The sequence below is a fragment of the Endozoicomonas euniceicola genome (assembly GCF_025562755.1).
Classification (GTDB): Bacteria; Pseudomonadota; Gammaproteobacteria; order Pseudomonadales; family Endozoicomonadaceae; genus Endozoicomonas_A; species Endozoicomonas_A euniceicola.
Genome location: NZ_CP103300.1, coordinates 4,200,831 through 4,224,477, shown reverse-complemented (window position 1 = coordinate 4,224,477; position 23,647 = coordinate 4,200,831). Strand labels below are relative to the sequence as shown.

Annotated in this window: 27 protein-coding genes; 17 read left to right on the top strand and 10 right to left on the bottom strand. The window is 46.6% G+C overall.

The window, feature by feature from the left end; translation table 11 throughout:
- On the top strand, positions 1 to 465 hold the full coding sequence (locus NX720_RS16920) for a YjiG family protein (protein WP_262596115.1): 465 nt from the start codon (positions 1 to 3) through the stop codon (positions 463 to 465).
- A gap of 255 nt (positions 466 to 720) precedes the next feature.
- Positions 721 to 1,326, top strand: a complete 606-nt coding sequence (locus NX720_RS16915; protein WP_262596114.1) for a hypothetical protein — start codon at positions 721 to 723, stop codon at positions 1,324 to 1,326.
- 52 nt (positions 1,327 to 1,378) lie between these two features.
- Here the strand turns inward: NX720_RS16915 and NX720_RS16910 are convergent, their stop codons facing one another.
- A complete protein-coding gene (locus NX720_RS16910; RefSeq protein WP_262596112.1) occupies positions 1,379 to 1,597 on the bottom strand; it encodes a hypothetical protein in 219 nt (72 codons plus the stop codon).
- A gap of 162 nt (positions 1,598 to 1,759) precedes the next feature.
- Between NX720_RS16910 and NX720_RS16905 the strand changes: the two genes are divergently transcribed.
- The 10 genes from NX720_RS16905 (at position 1,760) to NX720_RS16860 (ending at position 10,651) form a co-directional block, all read left to right on the top strand.
- On the top strand, positions 1,760 to 2,362 hold the full coding sequence (locus NX720_RS16905; protein WP_262596111.1) for a hypothetical protein: 603 nt from the start codon (positions 1,760 to 1,762) through the stop codon (positions 2,360 to 2,362).
- Between the two features lie 359 nt (positions 2,363 to 2,721).
- Positions 2,722 to 3,006: a YfcZ/YiiS family protein gene (locus NX720_RS16900; protein ID WP_262596109.1), complete on the top strand. Its 285-nt coding sequence runs from the start codon at positions 2,722 to 2,724 to the stop codon at positions 3,004 to 3,006.
- 102 nt (positions 3,007 to 3,108) lie between these two features.
- On the top strand, positions 3,109 to 3,696 hold the full coding sequence (locus NX720_RS16895; RefSeq protein ID WP_262596107.1) for an alpha-ketoglutarate-dependent dioxygenase AlkB family protein: 588 nt from the start codon (positions 3,109 to 3,111) through the stop codon (positions 3,694 to 3,696).
- Positions 3,683 to 4,318: a tRNA-uridine aminocarboxypropyltransferase gene (locus tag NX720_RS16890; protein WP_262596106.1), complete on the top strand. Its 636-nt coding sequence runs from the start codon at positions 3,683 to 3,685 to the stop codon at positions 4,316 to 4,318. The genes NX720_RS16895 and NX720_RS16890 overlap by 14 nt, the downstream gene beginning before the upstream one ends.
- 100 nt (positions 4,319 to 4,418) lie before the next feature.
- A complete protein-coding gene (locus NX720_RS16885; RefSeq protein WP_262596104.1) occupies positions 4,419 to 5,885 on the top strand; it encodes an ArnT family glycosyltransferase in 1,467 nt (488 codons plus the stop codon).
- A 70-nt stretch (positions 5,886 to 5,955) separates the two neighbouring features.
- Entirely contained in the window at positions 5,956 to 6,549 is a 594-nt protein-coding gene (locus tag NX720_RS16880) for a TetR/AcrR family transcriptional regulator (protein WP_262596101.1), read from the top strand.
- Between the two features lie 21 nt (positions 6,550 to 6,570).
- Positions 6,571 to 7,503, top strand: a complete 933-nt coding sequence (locus NX720_RS16875) for a phosphatase PAP2 family protein (protein WP_262596098.1) — start codon at positions 6,571 to 6,573, stop codon at positions 7,501 to 7,503.
- Positions 7,504 to 7,572: 69 nt separating this feature from the next.
- Positions 7,573 to 8,565 (top strand): nucleoid-associated protein, encoded by a 993-nt coding sequence (locus NX720_RS16870; protein ID WP_262596097.1) that lies wholly within the window; start codon positions 7,573 to 7,575, stop codon positions 8,563 to 8,565.
- Between the two features lie 187 nt (positions 8,566 to 8,752).
- The gene (locus NX720_RS16865; RefSeq protein ID WP_262596095.1) at positions 8,753 to 9,658 is read left to right on the top strand and encodes a hypothetical protein; all 906 of its coding nucleotides are present in this window, start codon (positions 8,753 to 8,755) and stop codon (positions 9,656 to 9,658) included.
- Positions 9,659 to 9,805: 147 nt separating this feature from the next.
- Entirely contained in the window at positions 9,806 to 10,651 is an 846-nt protein-coding gene (locus NX720_RS16860; protein ID WP_262596094.1) for a hypothetical protein, read from the top strand.
- Position 10,652: 1 nt separating this feature from the next.
- Here NX720_RS16860 and NX720_RS16855 read toward each other — a convergent pair whose 3' ends face one another.
- Positions 10,653 to 11,321 (bottom strand): SAM-dependent methyltransferase, encoded by a 669-nt coding sequence (locus NX720_RS16855; protein WP_262596092.1) that lies wholly within the window; start codon positions 11,319 to 11,321, stop codon positions 10,653 to 10,655.
- 172 nt (positions 11,322 to 11,493) lie between these two features.
- On the opposite strand from NX720_RS16855, the gene NX720_RS16850 reads away from it, so the two are divergent.
- From NX720_RS16850 to NX720_RS16840, 3 genes are all read left to right on the top strand, one after another.
- Positions 11,494 to 11,679, top strand: a complete 186-nt coding sequence (locus NX720_RS16850; RefSeq protein ID WP_262596090.1) for a DUF3094 family protein — start codon at positions 11,494 to 11,496, stop codon at positions 11,677 to 11,679.
- Positions 11,680 to 11,716: 37 nt separating this feature from the next.
- Complete coding sequence (locus NX720_RS16845; protein WP_262596088.1) at positions 11,717 to 13,042, top strand: NAD(P)/FAD-dependent oxidoreductase; 1,326 nt, start codon at positions 11,717 to 11,719, stop codon at positions 13,040 to 13,042.
- Between the two features lie 199 nt (positions 13,043 to 13,241).
- A complete protein-coding gene (locus tag NX720_RS16840; protein ID WP_262596086.1) occupies positions 13,242 to 14,756 on the top strand; it encodes a glycosyltransferase family 32 protein in 1,515 nt (504 codons plus the stop codon).
- A 234-nt stretch (positions 14,757 to 14,990) separates the two neighbouring features.
- Here the strand turns inward: NX720_RS16840 and NX720_RS16835 are convergent, their stop codons facing one another.
- The 7 genes from NX720_RS16835 to NX720_RS27205 form a co-directional block, all read right to left on the bottom strand.
- On the bottom strand, positions 14,991 to 15,296 hold the full coding sequence (locus NX720_RS16835; RefSeq protein WP_262601599.1) for an RNA-guided endonuclease InsQ/TnpB family protein: 306 nt from the start codon (positions 15,294 to 15,296) through the stop codon (positions 14,991 to 14,993).
- A 195-nt stretch (positions 15,297 to 15,491) separates the two neighbouring features.
- Positions 15,492 to 17,165: an IS66 family transposase gene (gene tnpC / locus NX720_RS16830; protein ID WP_262596083.1), complete on the bottom strand. Its 1,674-nt coding sequence runs from the start codon at positions 17,163 to 17,165 to the stop codon at positions 15,492 to 15,494.
- 50 nt (positions 17,166 to 17,215) lie between these two features.
- Positions 17,216 to 17,662 (bottom strand): transposase, encoded by a 447-nt coding sequence (locus NX720_RS16825; protein WP_262596082.1) that lies wholly within the window; start codon positions 17,660 to 17,662, stop codon positions 17,216 to 17,218.
- Positions 17,650 to 18,255 (bottom strand): hypothetical protein, encoded by a 606-nt coding sequence (locus NX720_RS16820; RefSeq protein WP_262596080.1) that lies wholly within the window; start codon positions 18,253 to 18,255, stop codon positions 17,650 to 17,652. The genes NX720_RS16825 and NX720_RS16820 overlap by 13 nt, the downstream gene beginning before the upstream one ends.
- Positions 18,256 to 18,394: 139 nt before the next feature.
- Positions 18,395 to 18,994: an ISAs1 family transposase gene (locus NX720_RS16815; protein WP_262601598.1), complete on the bottom strand. Its 600-nt coding sequence runs from the start codon at positions 18,992 to 18,994 to the stop codon at positions 18,395 to 18,397.
- A gap of 320 nt (positions 18,995 to 19,314) precedes the next feature.
- Positions 19,315 to 19,767 (bottom strand): IS1 family transposase, encoded by a 453-nt coding sequence (locus NX720_RS16810; protein ID WP_262595740.1) that lies wholly within the window; start codon positions 19,765 to 19,767, stop codon positions 19,315 to 19,317.
- 16 nt (positions 19,768 to 19,783) lie between these two features.
- Positions 19,784 to 19,891 (bottom strand): IS1-like element transposase, encoded by a 108-nt coding sequence (locus NX720_RS27205; protein WP_449757784.1) that lies wholly within the window; start codon positions 19,889 to 19,891, stop codon positions 19,784 to 19,786.
- A 205-nt stretch (positions 19,892 to 20,096) separates the two neighbouring features.
- Between NX720_RS27205 and NX720_RS16805 the strand changes: the two genes are divergently transcribed.
- Complete coding sequence (locus NX720_RS16805; RefSeq protein WP_318654053.1) at positions 20,097 to 21,137, top strand: IS1595 family transposase; 1,041 nt, start codon at positions 20,097 to 20,099, stop codon at positions 21,135 to 21,137.
- Between the two features lie 249 nt (positions 21,138 to 21,386).
- On the opposite strand, the gene tnpA is transcribed toward NX720_RS16805, so the two are convergent.
- Positions 21,387 to 21,830 carry an IS200/IS605 family transposase gene (gene tnpA / locus NX720_RS16800; RefSeq protein ID WP_262596078.1) on the bottom strand — a complete coding sequence of 148 codons (444 nt, stop codon included), beginning with the start codon at positions 21,828 to 21,830 and terminating at the stop codon, positions 21,387 to 21,389.
- 51 nt (positions 21,831 to 21,881) lie between these two features.
- Between tnpA and NX720_RS16795 the strand changes: the two genes are divergently transcribed.
- Positions 21,882 to 23,516 (top strand): IS1634 family transposase, encoded by a 1,635-nt coding sequence (locus NX720_RS16795; protein ID WP_262596076.1) that lies wholly within the window; start codon positions 21,882 to 21,884, stop codon positions 23,514 to 23,516.
- Positions 23,517 to 23,647: the final 131 nt, after the last annotated feature.

Genomic DNA, 23,647 nt, shown 5'->3' with positions numbered 1-23,647 from the left:
ATGGCTGAAGCTAGCAAAAAGATGATCACTGACGTCTTTGTCGAAGGCGCTCGCAAGGGTTGGAACATTGGTGCAATGAGCACCATCCCCAATGTAATGATGGCTTTTATCATCATTAAAGCCCTGAACGTAACCGGCGCACTGGGCGCATTGGGTACTCTGTTTGAACCACTGATGGTACTGGTTGGTCTGCCGGGTGAAGGCGCTGCGGTGATTATGGGCGCAGTCATGTCTATGGGTGGTGCGGTGGGTATCGTGATGGGCCTGTTCTCTGAAGGCGTCCTGACCGGTGAACACATTGCCATTCTGGCTCCGGCTATCTACCTGTGCGGTTCCACCATCCAATACGCAGGTCGTATCCTGGGTGTCATTGGTACCCGTGGCAGTCTGTACCCGATCATGTTCGCGATCTGTATCGCTAACAGCTTTATGGCGATGTTTGTGATGAACCTGTTCTTCGTCTGAGCCACCTTCATTCATTGCCGGGAACGCTTCTACCGCTTCCTCCAAAGCCAGCTTCTGAAAAAAGCTGGCTTTTTTTGTCGTTAAATACTGAACCACGTTATATCCAGCAGTATTTCGCCCTGTCGTATAAGGCTCGCACCCGTTTTCATTCATTACAAAAATGAGTGATGCCCTATTGATTACAGCAGGTATGCATCTATGATAAAAATCCAGAAAACTGAAAAAACGAGAATCAGCTTTTGAGGATTACTTAATATGTATAAGAAAGTTCTTAACACGACAAGTTATTCTTATTCAGTTAATACTCTCTGGAACAAAAAAAACCTTTGCCCTGCTGTTAAATTTGAAAAGGCAGGCATTTGCTCCGGCCTGGTAGTCGCCTGGATAAAAAAAAGTCTCGCTTCAAAAGGGAAAGGTGTATTGAGTGCTGATGAACTTGATACAATGTCAGCCTCAATTATTCAGGCAACCTATAACTGGAAACACTTGTTTCCTTCTAAAAGCATGGGTTATGGTGCCGGTATTCCTTTTTTACTACAAAGCCAAAACCTGATTTCCGTGGACGATGCAGTTGGAGAGATGGCTTGTGCTATACCCTGGATTTATGAATGGATATCAATAAATACTGGGCACTTTATTTTAGTGTTTTTTAACAAAGCTGGCGATGATTCGGTGTGGAACGGTCATACGGCAGGTTTTCGGTACGAAGATAAAGCGTTTGAAATATTTGAACCCAACACTGGGCTTTTCAATTATTCTGATATACCGACTTTTACAACGTTTGTGACACGTTATCTCGAAGAAATGTATGAATATTACGACGGTAAGTGGTATCTCCACAAGGTTGAGCTGTATTCGTGAAACACTTCCAGTAAAAAGCACAATATGGCTGTGCGAGAGAACAGATAGCCATTCAGTACGCTGGCCGAATCCCTGGGTTATCGGTACTCGTGGCAGCTTGTACCCGATCCTGTTCGGTATCTGTATCGCTAACAGCTTTATGGCGATGTTTGTGATGAACCTGTTCTTCGTCTGGGCCGCCTTCATTCATTGCCAGGAACGCTTCCATCGTTTCCTCCAAAGCCAGCTTCTGAAAAAAGCTGGCTTTTTTTGTCGTTAAATACTGAACCACGTTATATCCAGCGGTATTTCGGCCTGTCGTATAAGGCTCTCACCCGTTTTGATTCATTACAAAGATGAGTGACGCCCCATTGATTAAAGCAGATATGCATCTATTATGATACGAATCTAGAAAACTGAAAAAACGAGAATTAGCTTTTGAGGATTACTTAATATGTATATGAAAGTTTTTAGCATAAATTGTTTTTATTCTGTTAATTCTCTCTGGAACAAAAAAAACCTTTGCCCTTCTCTTGACAAGGAAAAGGCAGGTATTTGCTCCGGCATGGTAGTCGCCTGGATAAAAAAAAGTCTCGCTTCAAAAGGAAAAGGTGTATTGAGTGCTGATGAATTTGATACAATGTCAGCCTCAATTATTCAGGCATCCTATGCCTGGAAGCACTTATTTCCTTCTAAAAGCCTGGGTTATGGTGCCGGTATTCCTTTTTTACTACAAAGCCAAAACCTGATTTCTGTGGATAATACAGCTGGAGGAATGGTTAATGCTGCACCCTTTATTCCTGAATGGATGTCAACAAAGACCGGGCACTTTATTTTAGTGTTTTTTAACAGCGCTGGTGATAATGCGCTGTACAATGGTCATTCGGCAGGTTTTCGGTGCGACGATAAAGTATTTGAAGTATTTGAACCCGCCCATGGGCTTTACACTTGTTTTAATTTACCGAGTTTTACATGGTTTGTGGGAAGTTATCTCAAAGAAAGGTATAAAAAGTACGATGGTAAGTGGTATCTCCACAAGGTTGGGCTGGATTCGTGAAACACTTCCAGTAAAAAGCATAATATGGCTGTGCGAGAGGACAGGCAACCCTCCAGCCTTACCTGACGGGCTCTACCATTCAGTGCGCTGACCGAATACCTGGTGTTATCGGTACTCGTGGCAGCCTGTACCCCACCCTGTTCCGTACCTGTATCGCCAATAGCTTTAGTCAATGTTTGTGATGAACCTGTTGGTTTAACAGTTTCCGCTTGTAGTGGTTTGGTATAAGATGACCTTGCCCATGAGGCTCTTGAGGCTGGACAGACACATTGCTGACAACCAATTAACTCTGTCTGATTCTCTGCCATAACAAAGTTAAAAACCGGGCCAGCTGCCCGGTTTTTCTATGAGGTACGTTCATGAAAGACACCGACCAGTACGATAGCGTTGCCTGCAACTGTGTTGAAGTTGGCACACTGATCCGGGAAGACGACACCCTTCTGACACTGGACTTCTGTGATAACGACCAGATGTCTGCCAAAGAACAGTTTACCCGGATGGAAAAAGACGCCCGTTCCGTTGGATCCGGCAACTGCCAGGTTAAATCGGAAGTCGTCGAAGAAGGTGGCAAGCCTTATATTCGCGCCATGTTTGACTTTGACTGCACGGCAGAGAAGCTGATTTTCCAGATGAAGCACAAGTGACTATAATCGCCTGAGCTCTTGAGCAGGCAGCCACTGCCTGCTCTGTTATCATTCCTGAAACACTTAATAACAGACAGATCAGAATCTATGCCTGCTTGTGAGTTGATTCCAGCACAAGATGCACAACTACAGTTCTGGTCAGAAGCATTAACACCCACAGATTCCGAGCAGTGCTTTAACGACCTTATCGCCAGCACCCCGTGGCGGCAGGATAAAATCCAGCTGTTTGGTCGGCGTATAGCCATTCCAAGATTACAGGCATGGTATGGCGATACTCATTGTCACTACAGTTACTCAGGGTTGAACCTTGCCCCCCTGCCCTGGACACCTCAACTACTGCAATTGAAAACAAGAGTTGAGCAACTGAGCCAACACACCTTCAACTGTGTCCTGCTTAACCTGTATCGGAATGGCAGTGACAGTAACGGCTGGCACAGCGACGATGAACCGGAGCTGGGGGAGCAACCCGTGATTGCCTCCCTGAGCCTTGGCGAAACCCGCCGGTTTAAACTCCGACACAAATATAACAAAGCCATAAAAGGCATCACGATTAACTTAAACAGTGGCTCCCTGCTGGTGATGTCTGGACATTCTCAGTCACACTGGCAACATTGCCTGCCGAAAACCGCTCGCCAGATTGAGCCCCGTATCAACCTGACCTTCAGGAATATCCTGCATGGCCCGAATTGAGTGCCCCCGCTGCCTTCGTCCTTTATCTGCTTGTTACTGCAAAGGCCTGAAGCCGGAAAAAGCCTGTATCGACCTGCTGATCGTGCAGCACCCTTCTGAAACCCGCCACCCCATCAACAGTGCCCGCATTGCCAGCCTCGGCATCAGTAATTGCAATATTCTGGTGGGTGAAGACTTTACCGAGTCCAAAGCGCTGGAAAAGCAGCTGGCAAACCGGCACGCCTGTCTGCTGTTTCCTTCAGAGAACGCCGTTACCGTTAAGGCGTACACTGCAACTCATGCCATACCGGAGCTTTGCGTGATTCTGGATGGTACCTGGCGTAAGGCAAAAAAAATCTATTATCTGAACCCGGTTCTGCAAGAGCTGCCCGCACTCACCCTGTCCGAAACACAGACTTCAGCCTACACCATTAGAAAAACGCCGGAGAAAGGTGCCCTTTCCACCATTGAAGCAACCGTTGCCCTGTTAAGAGAGACCAGCCAGAAGCCTGATGAACATCAACGTTGTCTGGATGCTTTCGACCGGATGATCAATGCCCAGATTTCCGTAATGGAAAGTGCCATGGGGAAAGAGGCCTTTGAAAAAAACTACGCAAGCAGGATAAAACAGCGGAACGGATAAGCCATAATTACTCAGAATGTGGATTGACAGAAAAATAATACTTTTGCAGTCTGAATAGACTAACCTGAACCATACTCAGGCACAGGGATCAACAATAAGAATGAATCCAGACTCTCACCATCCAACAAAGCTCTGGCTTTACGGTACAATCATTATTGCCACCGCCCTTATTATGCGTCTACTGTCGCTTGGAGCCTATCCGCTGATGGACACCAGCGAAGCCCGCTACGCCGAAATGGTGCGCCTGATGGTCGAGACCAATGACTGGATCACCCCGTATTTCGATTACGATGTGCCATTCTGGGGCAAACCGCCTCTGTTTATCTGGATGTCTGCCATCAGCTTCAAACTCTTCGGTATCAACGAGTTTGCCGCCCGCCTCCCCTCCCTGCTCGTCAGCGTTGGTACCCTTTGGCTTACCTGGAAGCTAACGTCTTTTCAACTCAGTCAACAGGCAGGAAAGCTGGCCATTCTGATTCTGACCACCAGCGCCATGTTTCTGGTTCTGTCCGGTGCGCTGCTGGCTGATCCGGTTATGGTCTTCAGCATTACTCTGTGCCTGACCGGTTTATGGATAGGCTTTCACAGCAACAACCCGACACAGGCCAGACGCTGGGGCTACCTGTTCTTTACCGGGTCAGCCCTGACGCTGCTGTCAAAAAGCCTTGCCGGACTGGTACTGGCAGGGCTGCCCATCTTTTTATGGTGCCTGCTGCGAAAACAGTTTTTGCAACTCTGGCAGCGTCTGCCCTGGATCAGTGGCAGCCTGCTGGCGGCCATTATCGCCCTGCCATGGTTTATTGCAGCCGAGCTAAAGACTCCGGGTATGCTGGAATACATGATCATCGGAGAACACTTCAGCCGCTACCTGGACAGTGGCTGGGAAGGTGATCATTATGGCTCAGCCCATATTCGCCCTGTTGGCATGATCTGGCCTTACTTTATTGCGGGCGGCTTTCCCTGGTCTTTAATCCTTGTCGGTTATGCCTGCCGGTCATTATGGTTAAAACTCAGGCACAGGCGACCTCTGATACTCTCTGAATGGGCGTGGTTCCTGCTGTGCTGGCTACTTTCCCTGCTGCTGTTTTTTACCTTTGCCCGCAATATGATCTGGACTTACGCCTTGCCCCTGATGCCCCCTTTAGCCATGGCACTGGCAACCATCTGGTACAGGCATTTAACGCCTACTCTGCATCAACGTGTTGTCGCTGGCGGGTTTATTACACCGGTAATGATGGCTATCACCATTTACATACTCATAAACGGTGGCGGCAAAAACTCCCAGAAAACCATGATTCAGGCCATGAACGCTGAGAAAGTCAGCGATCCGGGAGAGCTTCTTTATTTTAACAAGCGCCCTTTTTCTGCACGCTTTTATTCCCACGGGAAGTCTGTACTGGTTAATACCGCTGATGAAATAAAGACCCTGATTAGTAATGGTAAAACAGATTTTCTGGCCACAAAAGATGGCCATATTGACTACCTGCCCGCTGATTTAAAAGCGCGCTTCGTCGCCATCTACCACTATCGGAAATGGACACTATGGAAAGAAAAAACAGAACATTAAAAGCAATAAAAGATAGCGCCGGCAAAAATAACTGCTACATTCCAGTAACTCAGTTGAAAGCAATAGCATAATGGGAAGGCATTCAACGTTTGACAAAGAAACCGTACTAAAAAGTGCTCTGGCCTTATTCTGGTCAAGAGGCTTTACAGCGACTTCACTGCGGCAGCTTGAGGAAGTAACCGAGTTGCACCCCGGAAGCCTGTACCATCATTTTAAAAACAAAGAAGGCTTATATCTCAATGTGCTGAAGTACTATCTGGAACATGATATGCATACTCGCATCAACCGATATTTAACCGGCGATTCCCCATTAGACGGAATTCGTCGTTTTTTAACCACCAGTTATCGTCATCATCAGGAAGAACACTATCGTAACTGCTGCTTTCTGGCCTGTTCCAGTGTCGAGCTTCACCTGCTACCTCAGGAGGCCCGGAATCTGGTGAATCAAGGCGTGACGGACATTCAGTCCGCCTTTGAAAAACAACTCAGTCAACTGGCTGATAAAGGCTATAGACTTCCAAAAGACTCTTCAGAGACAGCAAGACAACTGGCCTGCCTGTTTTTGGGTTTACAATTGTTTGCCCGAATCAAACCCAACCAGCATCAGCTGGATACAATGGTCAAAACTAGTCTACAGCAGATTTTAATGCCTGTTGATCACTGAACCGACTATCTAAAAAACACCGTGGATACTTACACTCTTATTTCCAGCCTGCAACACCATCTCGCTTTTATGGATGGCCCTTTAAGAGCCTTATCCAGCTATGGCTATTCATATCATCATTTACTCATCGCTGCTGTCATATACTGGAGCGGCTATACCCGTATCGGTGGCAGACTGGCAATGGGCACAATGATCAGCAGCATTGCATTTGGTAGTTGTCGTCAGTTTTTTGCTTCACCCCGCCCATACTGGAGCCATCCTGAATTATTTAACGGAATGGTAGAAAAGTCTTATGGAATGCCATCAGGCCACACCCAGAATGCAACCCTGTTCTGGGGCTTGAGTGCCTACAGCCTTAAAAACAAGTGGGCATGGTTTGTTGCAGGTCTTTTGATTCTGTCTGTTGGCCTTTCCAGGCTTTATCTTGGGGTTCATTATCCCGTACAGGTAGCCTTCGGGCTACTACTGGGCTTAATCCTGCTTTTTCTGTTCATTACTTTTGAGCAACGAGTTATCGATTATTTAAAACCGCTGGCAGGCTGGAAAAAAATAGCACTGACAATATCCGCAACACTCCTGCCGCTTATTTTTATCCTCATTTGCCGGGAAGTCCTTCATATCGGCTCCGGCAGCAACCATCCGCTCCCTTACAGTATATTCCTGAAATTCAATGGGTTACTGACCGGAGGGGCCGTTGGCTTGCTGTTTACTATTCAGGCCACCCCATCCTTTCACCTGTTTTTCACCCGGGCAGTTCCTGGTGCTATCAGCGTCATTGCCATCTGGCACTACCTGCCCGATCTGAGCGAACTACAGAGCGAGCCGTTACTTTACTACTCCGTCCGCTTCAGCGTATTCGCCGCTCTGGCTCTCTGGGTAACCTGGCTGTGGCCCTTGCTACATAAACGGCTACATAAACGGCTACATAAACGGCTTGCACAAGCAGATACATAAACAGCTATGCTCCCGTTTCAACTGGCTGTAACATTAACCGATTACTGACCGTCGATTTCCAAATACCCCATGGCTATCAAACAAATACTTATACATCAGCTGGAACAAAATCCAGAAAGCAATGCCCTGACCGCAACGACGGGCCATATATTGCCACCCACACCGGCTCTGGAAGCCATGCTGGACGACCTGCTGCAAACCTATAACAAGAAACAGGACAAACGTTATGGTCAGTTTGCAGAAGAACCTGAAAGCCCGTTTCCATCAGAACTGAACCAGTACCTGAATGATGGACTGACCTTTGAAGACCTGACCGTTCATACCCTCAGTCAGATCAGTGACAAACTGGGAGAAGCAGGTGCTCTTGGCGGTGGCTATGTCCTGTTTGCGGACTATCAGCAGGGGCTAACCCGTTACCTGATGCTGTGTACGTTGAGCAGCAACATCAGCGTGACGGTCACTGAAGACCTTTCAATACAGGACTGCGCCTATCTCGACACCGGCAAAATGTCACTGGCCTGTCGCATCAACGTGACCGAATGGCAGGGCAACACCAACAGTGGTCGCTACCTGTCCTTTTTACGACCCCGTGGCGGTCGACGCCTCAGCGATGTTTTTCAGGAAGCCCTGGGGTGCAGCGAAACCAGCGGCAGCAAGGAAGAAGCAGATACCCTGGTGAAAGCTGTTAAAGACTTCGCTAGCGAAGCCCCGTCACTGGAAAACCATAAAGAAGTCAGCCGTCAGGTATACGATTTCTGCCAGACCAAAGTCGATGAGGGCGACGCCCTGACCCTTGAAGAGTTAACAGGCTATCTGAGTGAGGCCGGGTCTGACGAATTCGCCCGATTCGTTAACACCCGTGACTACGACATGACCACACCAATGGCACCGGAAAAACGCACCCTGACCAAGCTGGTTCGATATACCGGACGAAGCAAAGGGTTAACCCTGGCATTTGATGCAGAGCTTCTCGGCACACAGGTGCATTACGATGAAACCAGTGATCAGCTGGTGATTAAAGGTGTACCGGAAAAGCTAAAAGAGCAACTGAAAGGCCAATAGAAACTATTTAACCTCCCCTCTGCGACAGGGAAAATGATTCTCCCTGTCATATTTCCAACAGTCCTCTTATAGAATTTTCTTTAGCGTGCCAAAAACATGATTATTTTAGGCTAGACTCCGTAACCGTTGTGTTAATGGAGTAATTGCAGGGAGGCATTAAAAGCAAAAAAGTTAATAGAGTAAGCCTATGAAATTTAGATTAATGGTTCTATTGTTCAGTTTTATTCTCAGCGTCCCCAGCTCTTATGGAAACGACTACGATGGGTCGGCATTTACAGTTTTTAAAGAAGATACTGAAGAAATTGCTGATATTTCTGTCGCTGAAGCACCTGAACATAGCGCTTACCAGGTAATAAACATACCCAGAAGTAGATTAGTAGCTGTAAGGGGAAGACTTACTTCTAGAAATGTCAGCGTCCTAAATCCTGATAATGCGAATAATTGGTACAGCATCTTTCTATATGCCTCTCTAATGGCTGGCTTAAGTCAAGGAAAAGGCACAAAAACACTTGCTAAAGAGTTTCCGCCCTTTGTTTTTAATATTGAAGACTATACGCCTATTACTTTTGATATTGATAGAGATGATCCTTTTTTTAGATCCATTGGTTTACAAGATACACCCTTAACATTAAGCAGCATTGATAACTGCAATGATGAAACCAGACCAGCAGTGAAAAAATGCACAGTTGTCCGTTTTAGCAGCGAAAATAAACGTACTTTACTTGCTATTTATGTGGAGCGTGTGGAGGATCAAGACTCTTATCCCAGATATATCGTGCGCGTTGTTAAGTTTAAAAATGAAAATGATGAAACATACAGTATGATCGATAAACGTTTGCTTGGTCGGAACAACAAAAAATCAGACCGAGATGATGAAAGCTCACCAGGTGGAGGTGGAGGTGGAGGTGCATCCGCCATACCCGTTCACTACCTCAGCCAGGCATCTATCCAGAAAGACCCGAAAGAATTTCTGGCACCGGCATCACTGCCATACCCAATAACAATAAAAGATAAATGGTTTCCACTGAGTGAAACACTTGGACTATTTGGACTATGGATAAACCTGAAGTCACTCCCCGGAGTAAACTACTGAATTATGCAGCTCCCCACTGCTTTCAACAGCCCTGACATTCAGGGCTGTCTGGTATTCAGTAGCTGGCTTTTCTGCCAGACTTTATACAGACAGGAAGCAAAAAGGATCGTACAAAGTGAATCGTATGATTATGATTAAGTTAGACTGGTGCGATCCGATACAACAGGCATCAATAAAATAAATAAACCCATGCCGGAGCAACCTGTTTTGCAGCCACTCTATTCAATACTTCTGGCCTTCATTCTATTAAGTGCCCCTGTCACGGCCTCTACCGACACAAGAGCGGCTCCCCCCCTGACCGCTGAACACATCCTGCACCAGGAGCTGCTTCTCAATCAGCTTGTTGTCAACATCTACCTGTTGCAGCTGGATTTTCTCAACAGCGATGCCCGTGAAAAAATACAGGACAACCTGACACTGCTCGACACAACCATTCCCAATCTTCCCACTCAGGGTAAAGATGGAGAAACCAGCGGCCTGCTGGTCACTACTAAAGCCCTCTGGCCGGTCATCAGTCGCCATACGACCTGGATGGGCAACCTGCCCAAACAGTCACGTCCACCGGAAGCAGACAGCCTGCTTATGGCTCTGGCAAAACTGGATCGCCAGTTACTACTGCTTAGACAGAAATTGATGACCCAGACACCCAGACAAAAGCCTGAGCTGAATATACTTGAACAGGCATTGTTGATGCAGAGACTCTCCAAAGAGTATCTGGCACTGACCATCGATGACCAGTCATCCGATATTGCCCGATCCAGTCGCCAGCAGCTTCAGACTCTGGCCAGACACTTTGCTGAGCGTATGAATCGCCTGAATGATAAATACCAGAAGCATCCCTACGCAGGTAAACCCATTCGTCAGGCACAGACAGCCTGGCTGTTTATCGCTAACAGCATTCAGGGTTACCCACAAAAAGCGGTTCCGGAAATGGTGGCGATGTATAGCGACCGTATTGTCGGGAAACTGACTTCCGTTCATAAACTTTTCTAGATCAAACAACATCCTGCACATAAACGTCTGCCCTACCCCATGGAAAACAAACTTCAAACCGCTCCACCAGGTCAAAAGCTGGCTGCTTAAGATAAGGCTGCAAAGGGTAACTGACGGAAGCAATGCGGGTACCCGATGGCAAAGCAGCCAGTCGTTCCGCCAGCTTATTAATCGTCAAATCATCCAGGTTGGAAGCAAACAAGTAGATAACCGTTGCGTTTTCAAGAGCGGTTTGCAGGTAGTCCTCACAGCGCACCTCTACACCTGAGAGCTTCAGAACCCTGACAACCCACTTCAACCGGTACACAAAACCAGGCACCCACTCAACAGCAGTAATCTTGCAGCCTTTTACCAGGCGGAGCCAGAGCGAAGTAAAACCACTCCCCGCCCCCAGCTCAAACACATGATCACTTGCATGAATGCCTGTTCGATCCGCTATCTCTGCCAACGATGTCAGGGGAGTTTCACCATAGCTGTAGACATCGCCCGCATCAATCCACTTCAAATAACGCCGGCTGACACTGTAAGGGCTGGAGAAAAGATAAAGAAAGGCCAGCAGGCAATAGCTCAATAAAAACGCCTTATGAGATCGAAAACGCCATACTACACAGGCAAACTCCCTGCACTCCTGCCATTTAACCTTAAGTGCAATCCATAACAGTTTCAGCACAGCGTTTACCGGTTAGACGTATACTTTGATTAAACCAGCCCGGTAACACCATTCCAAGCGTGTCGTGAAAACAACAGCACGAGTTTTACAGCCAGTCCTGACACAAGGTATGGTTAGATTGTGAGCCTCAAAAATATGTACTACCTTACCGAGCAGTTAGGGGATTTTTACGATGGACAAAACCCAGACCCGACTGAAGCCGGAAGATCAGGCAAAAGTAGATATCTTCCTGAGCCAGGGCATAAACGCCACAGAACGCAGTCGCTTCAAACCCTTTAAACTCATGCTATGGCTGGCAGCTATTATTCTTGTGCTGGGTCTGCTTAGCAGGGCCATTGGTGTTTTTATTCTGGGTTAAAACCGTATTAGACAGTCATTAACCGTGTGACAATCAAGTGAATAATGTAAATAACAATGACTCTTTACACCGGGTTGTAATTGTCGGCGGAGGTGCCGGTGGGCTGGAACTCGCCACCCTGCTTGGCAAGTCTCTTGGCAAAAGGAACAAAGCCTCGATAACGCTGGTCGACGCACAGCGTACGCATTTCTGGAAACCGTTACTGCACGAAGTGGCGGCAGGGGCTCTCAATGCCTTTGAAGATGAACTCTGCTATTTAGCGCAGGCCAAATGGAACCATTTTCACTTCCTGCCCGGCCGAATGACCAACCTGGACAGGGACAGCAAAACCATTGAGCTGGCTCCCATCTGTGACGATTACGGCAACGAAGTGGTGACCAGTCGCACCCTGGAATACGACACACTGGTCATTTCAGTGGGCAGTACCGCCAACGACTTTGATACACCTGGCGCACCGGAAAACTGTCTGTTTCTGGATAATCGAGAGCAGGCCGAACGCATTCACACGACACTTATCAATCATTATCTGCATGCCCAGGCTTCAGGCAACCATCAGTCGGAACTGAATATCGCCATTATCGGTGCTGGCGCAACCGGTGTTGAACTGGCGGCGGAACTGCACAATGCCGCCATAGAGCTGGCTCATTACGGTTTAGACGCAATATCCCCAAAGAATGTAAAAATCACCCTGATCGAAGGCGCTCCAAAAATCCTGCCCGCTTTGCCCGGACGAATCAGCAGCAGTGTCCATAAACAGCTGGAAAAATTGGGAGTGACCATCATGACCGAACAGCTGGTGAGCGAAATTCATTCGGACTCACTGGTCACCCGTAGCAAAACCGTCGTCAAAGCTGACCTCAGCATCTGGGCCGCAGGTATAAAAGCACCGGTTTTTCTGGGAAAACTGCCGCTGGAAAGCAATCGCATCAATCAGCTGGTGGTACGACCTACCTTACAAACGACACAAGATGACCATATCTATGCGTTTGGCGACTGCTCCAGCTGCACTCTGACCCTGAAAAATGGTAAGAGCATTACCATTCCTCCCCGCGCACAGGCTGCTCATCAGCAGGCATCGCTTCTGGCAAAAAGTCTGAAAAAGGTTGTGGCAGGAAATAAGCCCATGAACTTTACCTACAAGGACTATGGCTCCCTGATTTCACTGAGTCGCTTCAGTGCTGTTGGTAATCTTATGGGGGCTGTCACCGGTGACATGATGGTGGAAGGCGCTCTGGCAAAGCTTTTTTACATCAGCCTTTACCGTATGCACCAGACAACCCTGTTCGGAAAGGTTCGGACCGGAGCATTAATGCTGAAGGATGTCCTGAGTAAAACAACACGGCCTCATCTGAAGCTGCACTGAAGCCAGTATCTGCAACAATTTTTAAATTGGCAATCATGATAAATCTGAAAAACACCGGAACTTAACCGACGAGTACCGGTCAAAGTTGCTACGTGTAGTACTTTCCTACTGCCGGTAACAGACCAACACTGTAAAAAAGGCTGGAGATAAAACAACTATTCAATAATAATTTATTGGCTCTTAAGGAAGAATTAATAATATGGATATTTCAGGTAGTGTCAGCTCGGTAAACAGTAGCATATCTTTTGATTCGGGCGAGAAAAACTCAGAGCTAAACATTAGAATTGGTTCAGCTGAAACAAACAATTACTTACCTTCATCATCTTCATCTGAAGAATTTATTGAACACCACACTCTTTCTGACTTCAAAATTTCAACAGGCACTGTACCGAATGTCGAAACATCTATTCAGGCAATTGAAAAACTGTCTAATAAACTTGATGGTTATATAAATGAAAAATATAAAGCTATGGTTGAAGTTGATATTTTCACTCTAAAGCGTTCTGGCGAAATAACACCTTGGGGAAAAGCCATGGCAAAAGAATATGCCTCTAAATATATTCGTGAAAACTACCACAGACTAGCTTCTGAGTTCATTGACACCTCGAATGAAAGCAAAATTGTAAATCAGTTCCTGAGAGCTGCCAGCGATGAAGACAGGGTGACGTTTTTTAGTCGCGCACTCGCTGAATCCTCTGTGTGTACCGCCACCGTTGAGAGCTTTCACAACAAAATGCTTAGTAGCGATTCTGAATACAAAGGCGATGCTGACTACCTGTCAAAAGCCTATCAAAGACTTTTCTCAAATAAAACAGGAAGAAAGGACATTCCAGAGGGTGGTAGGGTTCATGATACAGTTCCCGTTAATTTTATCTGGCTGGGTGGTTTATTGCCAGATCGTTATCTGGAAAACATTAAATCTGTAGCCTCAGCAACTCCACAACGGGAAGTGGTTATATGGATTGATCGGAAGTGGATGACCCGCGATGAGTATTCTCAAATGATGGCCTTGCCGGAATTACCAGAATTAAAGGGGCTTAAATGTAAAGTTCTGGATATTAATGATGCTGGTTTAACTGGTATTATTCCAAACCGTCAGTCTGAATTCGAAGATGCCTTAAAGTTTATAAGAGAAAAATGTGACAATAAAGCAATGGCAAGTGATTTAATCCGCTATGCTCTGCTTGCAAAAGGTACTAAAGCTATAGATAAAGCCAGTCATTCAAAAACTAAGCGTGCTACAGAAGGCATGATCTATATGGACACAGACAGAGGCCCAAAAAGCCCTACTCCTTCTGAGTGGGGTGATATGGAGGCACCAGCAGGTCTATTGTTTCCAAAATATGGTAATGATGTTCTGGCTACAACCTTTAAAGAACACCCGGTTTTTTTATCAGCACTGAATATGGCTATTGATCGTTTACACAAAAATAAAAGACAGCTTACAGGAGATGATCCTATTCGCTCAGTTCTGGACACTACCGGTCCTGGTCTATTTTCAGACGCAGCAACACAATTCACAAACTGTGATACATCTTATTTTTTCGCAAATCACCTTGAGCTTGACTCTCCTGTTGCAGGCCCACCGCAAGGTGATAAAACGTGGATACCCGATGCTCAAAAAGTCGACCTATCCGCAAGCTGGATGTCAAAGCTGCCTGAACAAAGAAACCAGCGTAACAACTCAACACGGTCTTGCTGTTTAATATCATAAGCAAGTGATGTACTCCCACCACTAAGCCGCTGATGCGGCTATAGTGGGGGCTTCTTGCGACCCATGCTGAGAACGCTCAACACCTTTCGCTGTAGCACCTGTACTGTCAGGTATTGCTACAGGGGAACTCTTTACACAATCGCTGCATCCCAGCGAATCAGCTAATCCAATATCTCTTATGTTTCGGGCTCCGTTTACGTCTCTGTCATTCAGAGACAAGCAACCCGGACACAATCACTCCCGCACAGACAGGGGTATCGACTCCATTTTGTATTTGCAGTCATTGCACAATTTGGAGCTTGGCTCAAACCTTCCTATACGAATCAGGTTCTTGCCATTCCAGCGACATTTGTATTCCAGCGTCGTCAGAAACATTCCCCAGCCTGCATCTTGTATTGCTCTGGAGAGTTTATGGTTTTTGACCATGCCCTTGATATTGAGGTCTTCTACAGCAAATGTGGTTGCGTGGCTTTTGTCAGCCAGATTTGCTGTTGCCTGGTGTATGAAGTCGTAGCGACGATTGGCTACTTGTTCATGGATTATGGATACTTTGCGCTTTTGCTTTGCCCTGCTTCCTTATCCTTTTTTCTTTCTGGCGAGCTTCTTCTGTTCTACGGCAAGTCGAGTCAGCGAAGCCTTCAGGATGCGTGGGTTCTCTGTCTTGGTAACTTTTCTACAAACCGCTTCAAAATTAGCAATTAAGACACCGCTTTTCCCTATTGTTGCCTCCAATTGTTATACCTTTGGCGGATCATGATTGCGCATTTCACAAAGCCGCTCCTCACTCATTAACCAGGGCAGATAAGGAGTGAGATCATTAGGTGGCTTCCTGCCATTTATGGCACAAGCCTCAAGATAGGCACCCAGCCAGATTTTTGGATTAATATCCCAAAGCTTTAGCGTCATAAAAACGCTGAATAGAAAAGCGGCTATATCAGCACTCCATACGCTGCCAGAGCCGTAGTAATTCTTCCTGCCAACGACACCTGTGCGCAGTGCTTGCTCTGCAGCGTTGTTATCCATGGGGATACCGGGATCAGTGACAAAGCGGGTCAATCCTTCCCAGTGATTCTGTAGACTTTCGAGCACTTTTTTCGCTCTGACTCGCAGTTTAGGACGATTAAGTTCCTGAACCCTCTGGATTGCCATCTGCTCTACCTGATGTTCAAGCCGTAACTGCTGTGTTGCTAGCTGCTCTGGTTCATCAAGCACTTCAAGTCGCTGACTATTAAGATGATATAAACGACCAATCCTGTTCACCCAGGTGGCGCTCCATTTCTCCAACTCCGGATCACCTCGTTGAGCGTCAATAAAATCCCGCCTGACGTGAGCCCAGCAGAAAGCTAAATTAATAGACACCGCATCATTCGCAAGCTTTTTGTACGCTGAGTATCGGTCACACACCAGCGTTCCAGCCCCGTCACCAATGATCGACTCTGGTACGACAGCCGCACGGGTGTCAGCAATGCTGAAATAAACCGCCTGATCACAGAGAAATACCCAAAGCCAATGTTTGTGAGAACCTGTGGTCTCATGTGCCCAGCTGATCCACCGGGTTTCATCAGCATGCCACTGATCGCTACTGGCGACGAATTCCCGAGTAGCTTCGGCAACCGGCTCAAAAAAGGGCGTTATAGCTTCCAGGCCAAAGGAGATGGTCGCCTGCGACAGTTCCAGTCCCTGAGTCTTATAAGACTCAAGTTGCCTGTTTATGGGGATGCCGTATGCGTACTTATTCAGCAACAGCTCCACCCAGACAGAAATACCAAGCTTTCCTTTGTTGATGAGTCTTGGTGGAGGTGGTGGAGTAGTAATATTGGGCGTTTCAGGGCACTGGCAAGTTTTTTGGTAATGCCTTCGGTGATAACGACGAACGTGAGCCTTAACTTCAACTTCAATTACGTCGCAGCTGTCGTCATTGAAAAAAGACTTGAATGGCCGGTGACAGACTGTACAACACTGTTTGTCCACTGGTAAGTCTACAGACTCATGAACCACTGGCAGGTTGTTGTGAAGATGGCGACCAGAGCCGGGGACTCCGGGCTGGTGACCTCGTTTTCGATTTGAAGGTGGCCGGGTAGTATTGCCACTTTTCTTTGAAGAAGAACTGGTCTTCTCTGATTTACGACCGAAAAGCAAGTGCTTCATGTGTGCCAGTTCTGATTTCAGATCAGCGACCTGGGTGTTCAACCCAGCCATTTCGGCTTTATGCTGAGCGATAAGAGAGGCATTTTTAGCCAATACTTTTTTCTCTCGGCCACAGGCCGCCTTCCACATGGCATGCCAGAGGTTGGCCTGCTGTTTTAGCTGGATGTGTTCCTGCTTGGTGAGGATGACCTGCGAGGTAGCAAAGGGGGCAGACAGTAATGCAGGTGTTGTGCCTGATCCTGAAACATGAGCATTTTGCATACTCTAAAAGTAGACGACTTTGAGCTTATGTTTAGTGGTTTGTAGAAAAGTTACACCTCGACCAACCACCTCAAGGTGTAAAGCCTGACTATATCGGTATGTCGCCATGACATATCTGAAGCCACCAGGTAACGATAATCTTCCTCACCTTCATACTTCAGGGCAATAACAAAACGTCTTTTCCCATGAGCCTTAACATACAATCGAGCTGCTTGAATGGTGACTTGCTCTTCTTTGCCACCTCGGATCATAAGTTGGGCCTGAACTCCCTTTTGACGTGCAAAATAAGTTTTCAGGGCAGCTTCTGAATGACCTCTGTTAGACACTTTCTGGTTGGAGCGTAACTGGCTGATAACCTGGGCTCCGCCGGTTATCGCAGCTGCCTTATCCATGAAGTCTCCTGTGCCATACAATGCGTCAGCGAGTACACCTCTGATTGCGATTTCCGGGAACGCATCAACAAATTCTTGCAGCATATCCAGTGTCAACGACTGCATGGTGGGATAGCGAACATGGTCTGGTTCGGGGCGCGCAGGTCGCTCTTTGTTCTGACACCTTGTTTCCTGAGCGACTTGTCTTTCTTCCTCCACGCCGACAATGCAGGGTCGGGTACATAGAAACGGAACCCTACCGGGAAGGTGGCTATTTCAGTGACAAGCACCATGAAGACCAGCTCCTGTCCGTTAAAGTAGCCGCCCGTTGATTTATCTTTTACCTTGTGAGCACCGTCTATTTTGGAGGTTCGCTTGGTACGCTTCTTCCCTGTGTCATCAGCTGCAAGGGTTCCGTTTTTTATCCCATAGCTTAAGAGTATGTTTCTGACGCTGGCCTGTAACAGTTTATGCCATGCTATCTCAGCCTTATAAAACATCCAGCACAGGCGGGTTGTTTTGAACTTGCCCAAACTTCTGCGTTCAAAAGCGGCCCAGTTAATGGCTTTGGTTACGACAATGCCCATGATAAAAACACCCAGTGTCACCTTCTGGCTTTTACTCAGCTGTGCAGACGAACTGATGGATTTGAGTGAGTTATTTAGAGCATCCAGAAAGGCGGTGACAGCAGGTAATGGGCGAATTAGCACAAACGACACTTGACGGTAATTGAGTTCCTGTGCGATCTTACCTTCCAGCCTGCTGCTGTGGCTATGACGGAATCTCGCAAGGCCTGATTTCGGAGCCGCAGTGGTAGTCTACTTCTTTTTTTCCTCCCCCGTGACACTCCCCTTCGAATCACTTAAAAACTGCAGCATCGAGTTTAACGGCCAGAAGATAATGTGCATTTTTCTCTCTGATTTTTTCGGCGATCGCTTTTTGGCACCCCATGGCGTCGGTGCTGACGATACATCCACTGATCTCCAGCATATCGAGTAAAGCTGGAATGGCTGTAATTTCATTCGACTTAGCTGCTGTTTTGAGCTGTCCAAGCACCATGCCGGTCTGGCTAGCCCACGCATTAACCATATGAATAGCCGCTTTATTATCCCCTTTGTCGTATGAGCGCCGTAGTGTTTTTCCATCAATGGAAACAACTTCACCATGAGTGCGTTCAGCAATTTGCTTTACCCAATTTATAAAGCACTGCCGGAACTCGTCGGGGTCAAGTCGCTCGAAAACCCGGATGAAAGTGTGGTGTGATGGAACACCATGAGGCATAGGGATGTAGAGGTTTAGCCAGTATTTCTTTTTTCTGGCAAGTTGAGAAACCATTTTCCAGTCTTCAGCTCCACAAGTGATCATACAAACAGCTATGAATACAAGGTGAGGCAGAGGGTATCGATGATTATCAGCGCGAATTTCAGTTAGTTCAGAACAAATATCCAAGAGAGTCATGTGCAGCAATCCTTAATCTTGGAGCAAAGAATGCCATACCTTCTGAATAGGTTTACTGTCTCAGGACAAAGCAGTTAGTGCCAAATGAGATCGCCCTGAGGTAATGGGCGAATTAGCACAAACGACACTTGACGGTAATTGAGTTCCTGTGCGATCTTACCTTCCAGCCTGCTGCTGTGGCTATGACGGAATCTCGCAAGGCCTGATTTCGGAGCCGCAGTGGTAGTCTACTTCTTTTTTTCCTCCCCCGTGACACTCCCCTTCGAATCACTTAAAAACTGCAGCATCGAGTATAATTTTTCGGTAGTGGGGTAAACCTGTTATATTGCATGGATGTCAATGCCAAATTCGATTTTGTTGATCAACAGGCCAATAACAATATCGTGCATTTGCTCTAACTTTGAAAAACATATTGTCTTTCTGGTCAGACGCTTAATCCAAGTTCTAAAATTCAGGTTTTTACGTTCAATTTTCTGAGTATTCTCTTTTCCGATGATGTGACTACTTTCGTCGATATTACGCTCATAGGCTCCCCAATCATCAGTATAAAATTTCTTGATACCAAATGGCTCAAGAAGCTCTTTTAGTTTTTTGAAAACCTCATCCTTTCGTTTCCCAAAAACGTAAGCCAAAACAGTATTGGTCGCATGATCAACTGCATGCCAAAGCCAACGCTGGTTACTTTTTTCAAACACATAAGACCACTGTTCATCTATCTCGGCCTCTTGGCAGGCGAGGCCTACGTGAATTACAGCACCCGTTCCAAGATCCATTTTCTGAATATTGGGATTAACTTGAACTAAGCCTTTCTCTTTTTTTTAATGTGTTTATTACTGTTTTTTTATTGATTCCTAAAACCCTGCTTGTATCCCTGATGCCGCCACCATTAATTGCCATATCGACGACTTTTTCTTTAACGCCTGGCTCATAAGCTTTGTACCGGTACTCAAGCATAAAGGACTTGGTTTCACATTCAGCATTACAGCAAAAGTAGCGAGGAACATTATGAGCACTGTAGCCAAAGCTTTTAACGTGGCTAAGTTCGTGTTAACAGTTGAATGAGCTATACTTCCCATGCCTTCTAGTTTTCAGGCACAGCGTTATGCAATTCGAGCTATTTAAGAATTTTGTTGATGCCATTTCGACATTAACCCTTGAGCAATATGAAACCCTCAGCAGAGCAATGACAGATGCTCAAATAGGCTCTTATGAAGCAGAAGAATCCACCGGTTCTGTCGCTATCGAAAGCGAATACTCCTCCAATACTAAAAACTCTACATCTGAACTTGAAACCTGCATTTTGTCTCACTTTGCAGAACAGCCAGTTTGCCCTAAGTGCCAAGGACATGATATTGGTCGCTGGGGTTTTCAAAACGAGCGTCAGCGCTACCGTTGCAAGACATGTAAAGCTACTTTTAACACTTTCTCTGGTACGCCTCTAGCAAGACTTAGATACCCCGAAAAATGGAATGACTATCTAACTGGGATGACTTACTCCATGACATTGCGAGCATCGGCCAGTGAATATGGCGTTAGTCTTGAAACAGCGTTCCGCTGGCGTCACCACTTCCTTGAGGTCATAAATAATGATCAGGCAGAAGAGCTCAAAGGCATTACAGAATTAGACGAGACTTTTTTTCGAGAGTCATTCAAAGGTCAGAGAAAAGGTCTGCCAAGGCCTACGCGGAAGCGTGGCAATGATCCCAATAAAGCGCGAAAGGTGCCGGTTTTAGTGGCTCGAGATCGTGAGAAGAACACTTTAGATGGCATACTCGAAAACGAAAGTGCTAATGAACTATGCCGTCATTTAAACGGCCGCATATCGATTGAAGGTACGGTCTGTGCCGATGCACACCTTGCCCACGAAAAGCTTGCTGAGAAACTTGGTTTTGAGTTCAAGGAGCTGGTTACTTCTGCTGGCCAGCATGTTATCGAAGGTATTTACCACATTCAGCATGTCAATGCTTACCACAGTAACTTAAAAACATGGATTGGCGGTGTATTTCATGGTGTTGCTACCCGCTATCTCCCGCATTACCTAGCCTGGAGGCGCGATCTGACTGCATCAGTAAAGTTAAATACTGACCAATTCGTCAAAAGAGTTGCGGAACATTGGTGCTTCCAACTGCTAACAGGAACTTAGCCTTTTAACGTCATTACCACCACATTTAGGGCAGTGAACTGGTGTGGAGCACATTTTCATATCGCTCTATGATAAATACGGCATACGCCGTATTTTAGCAAACAACTACAAAATATCAGGTTTGCCCCACTACCTATTTGATTTTTCTTCATAGCTTGAAATTACGGATGTCGGTTTAGCAAAATCGTCGTAAACCCTCGCCCAATGCGGGCGGGGATATAAGACGGGAAGGCGCAGAGCCTTCCGCCATCAATCTGGTGTACTCTGGCTATTAACGTAGTCCTTCAGAGTCTCGATAGTTGCACCGCCAGCACTGCAAGCAAAGTAAGACCTTGACCACATTAAGCCTGCTTTGCTCTGAGCAGTAAGGTGGGTATTCAGCATTCGCAACCGTCTTGATGATGTTGATTTGAGATTATTTACCATGACACTGATAGCCAGTTTTGGTGGGTAGGCCACCAACAGGTGTACGTGATCTTTTTCGCCATCCATTTCAAGTAACTGGCATTCCAGTTTTTCACATGCACTCTCGAACGACTCCCGTAACTGCTTGATCATATAGCCATCAAAAAGCTTTCGTCTGTACTTTGTCGTGAACACCAAATGAACAACCAGCTTGGTAACGCTATGTCGTTTGCGAAGATACCCTTTAAGCAAATCTTTATTGCCGACATTCACCACCCAACATGACATTTTCCTAATACCTGCTATCTATCAGATAAGCAAATATCAAGAAGCCTTGTTATGCCTCCTATTCAATACCACTCTCAGGTCATGGATCATCTCGGTCTAGTGGCTGGAATGTGCAAAGAGCTGGGCATTGCCGACCATATCGACAGGCGCGCGCCCAAAGTATCTGACGAATGGAACATCTCCCACGGTGAGGCCGTTGTCGCGATGATTATCAATGGCCTCGGCTTTACGGGGCAGTCTCTCCACATGTTCCCTCAGTTCTTCTCCAATAAACCCCTCGATAAACTGATCAGAGAGGGGATTGAGCCCGAACACATAAACGACAAAGTTCTTGGAAGAACACTGGATGAACTGTTTGAACTGGGTGTCAGTAAAGTCTATTTTGAGCTGGCTATCAAGGTGGCTACGCATCTCAAATTGCCATGTGATGCACTCAACCTTGATGGCACAGGATTTCACGTCGATGGCCGTTATAACAGCGAGGAGGAAGTAAGTGACGAGGACCTCAATTGCATCAGGCTTTGCAAGGGCTACAGCCGAGATCATCGTCCTGACCTGAACCAGGCCATATTGCTCCTGCTGACCGAAAACCGGGCAGGCATTCCGATGTTTATGAAAGCAGCCAGCGGTAATGTGACGGACAAGACCAGTTTCAAACAAGTGGTTTCTGAGCATATAAAGAGCTTCAAGGCGGCACTGAATGCCCGTTACTTCATCGGTGATGCTGCATTGTATGTGGCTGAAACCGTTCAGGAACTGAGTCAGCAGGATCAGTTGTTTATCTCCAGAGTTCCTCTCAACATTGGTGCAGCCAAAGAACTGGTTCAAAGTGCGCCATTGCGCTCAATGGTTGAGGTTGAAGGGTTTGAGCATTACGAATCTGTAGAGACTCTGTCTGACTATGCAGGTGTCGTACAACGTTGGGTACTGTTTCGAAATAATCAAAGCCAGAAAACAGAACAGAAGACACTGACAAGGCGTATGCAGAAAAAGTCCCTGAAGGAGTTCAAGGAACTTGAGAAATTGGGCAAGAAGCCATTCTGTTGCGAATCGGATGCCATGGAAGCTTTCAAGCTATGGCAAAAACAGTCCGTATACTGCCAGGCTGAACCTGAGATCATCGAGAGTCCCTGCTATAAAACCAAAGGCCGTCCTGCTGATGGGACGGTTCCCGACCACTATGAATATTATGTGACAGGCTCCTGCACGGTTGCTGTACAGACTCGTCGTGATGCAGAAGCATCGTTGGGTTGTTTTGTTCTGGCAACCAACGATACAGATACAGTCCGGCTTGACGCTGGCGAACTACTGAGGACGTATAAATCCCAGCAGCAGGTTGAGAGAGGTTTTCGCTTCCTGAAGAGCCCTGATTTTCTGGTGTCTTCACTGTATCTCAAAAAACCTGAGCGTATTGAGGCCCTGTTAATGGTGATGACACTCTGTCTTATGGTCTATGCTGCAATTCAGCATCGAATCCGCTATGAACTGAAAAGGCAGAGCCGAACGTTCCCGGACATGAAGAAGAAACCAGCCCAGAACCCAACGGGCAGATGGGTTTTCCTGTGCTTTGATGGGATTCATGTGCTGTCGGTTAACGGGACGGAGAAACACATGGTTGGAATATCAGAGAGGCAATCGACGATCATTTTTATTTTGGGCTCAACGTACCAAGAAATTTATTCCTGAATAGGGTGGTGAATGACGGTTATAAAGAGTCTGCAATGTTTATGGGACTGGCTATTAGCGATATACCTGAGAAATAACCAGAACTTTATCTATATTCGCTCAAAAAAATAAACGCCTTGTCGTCTACTGCA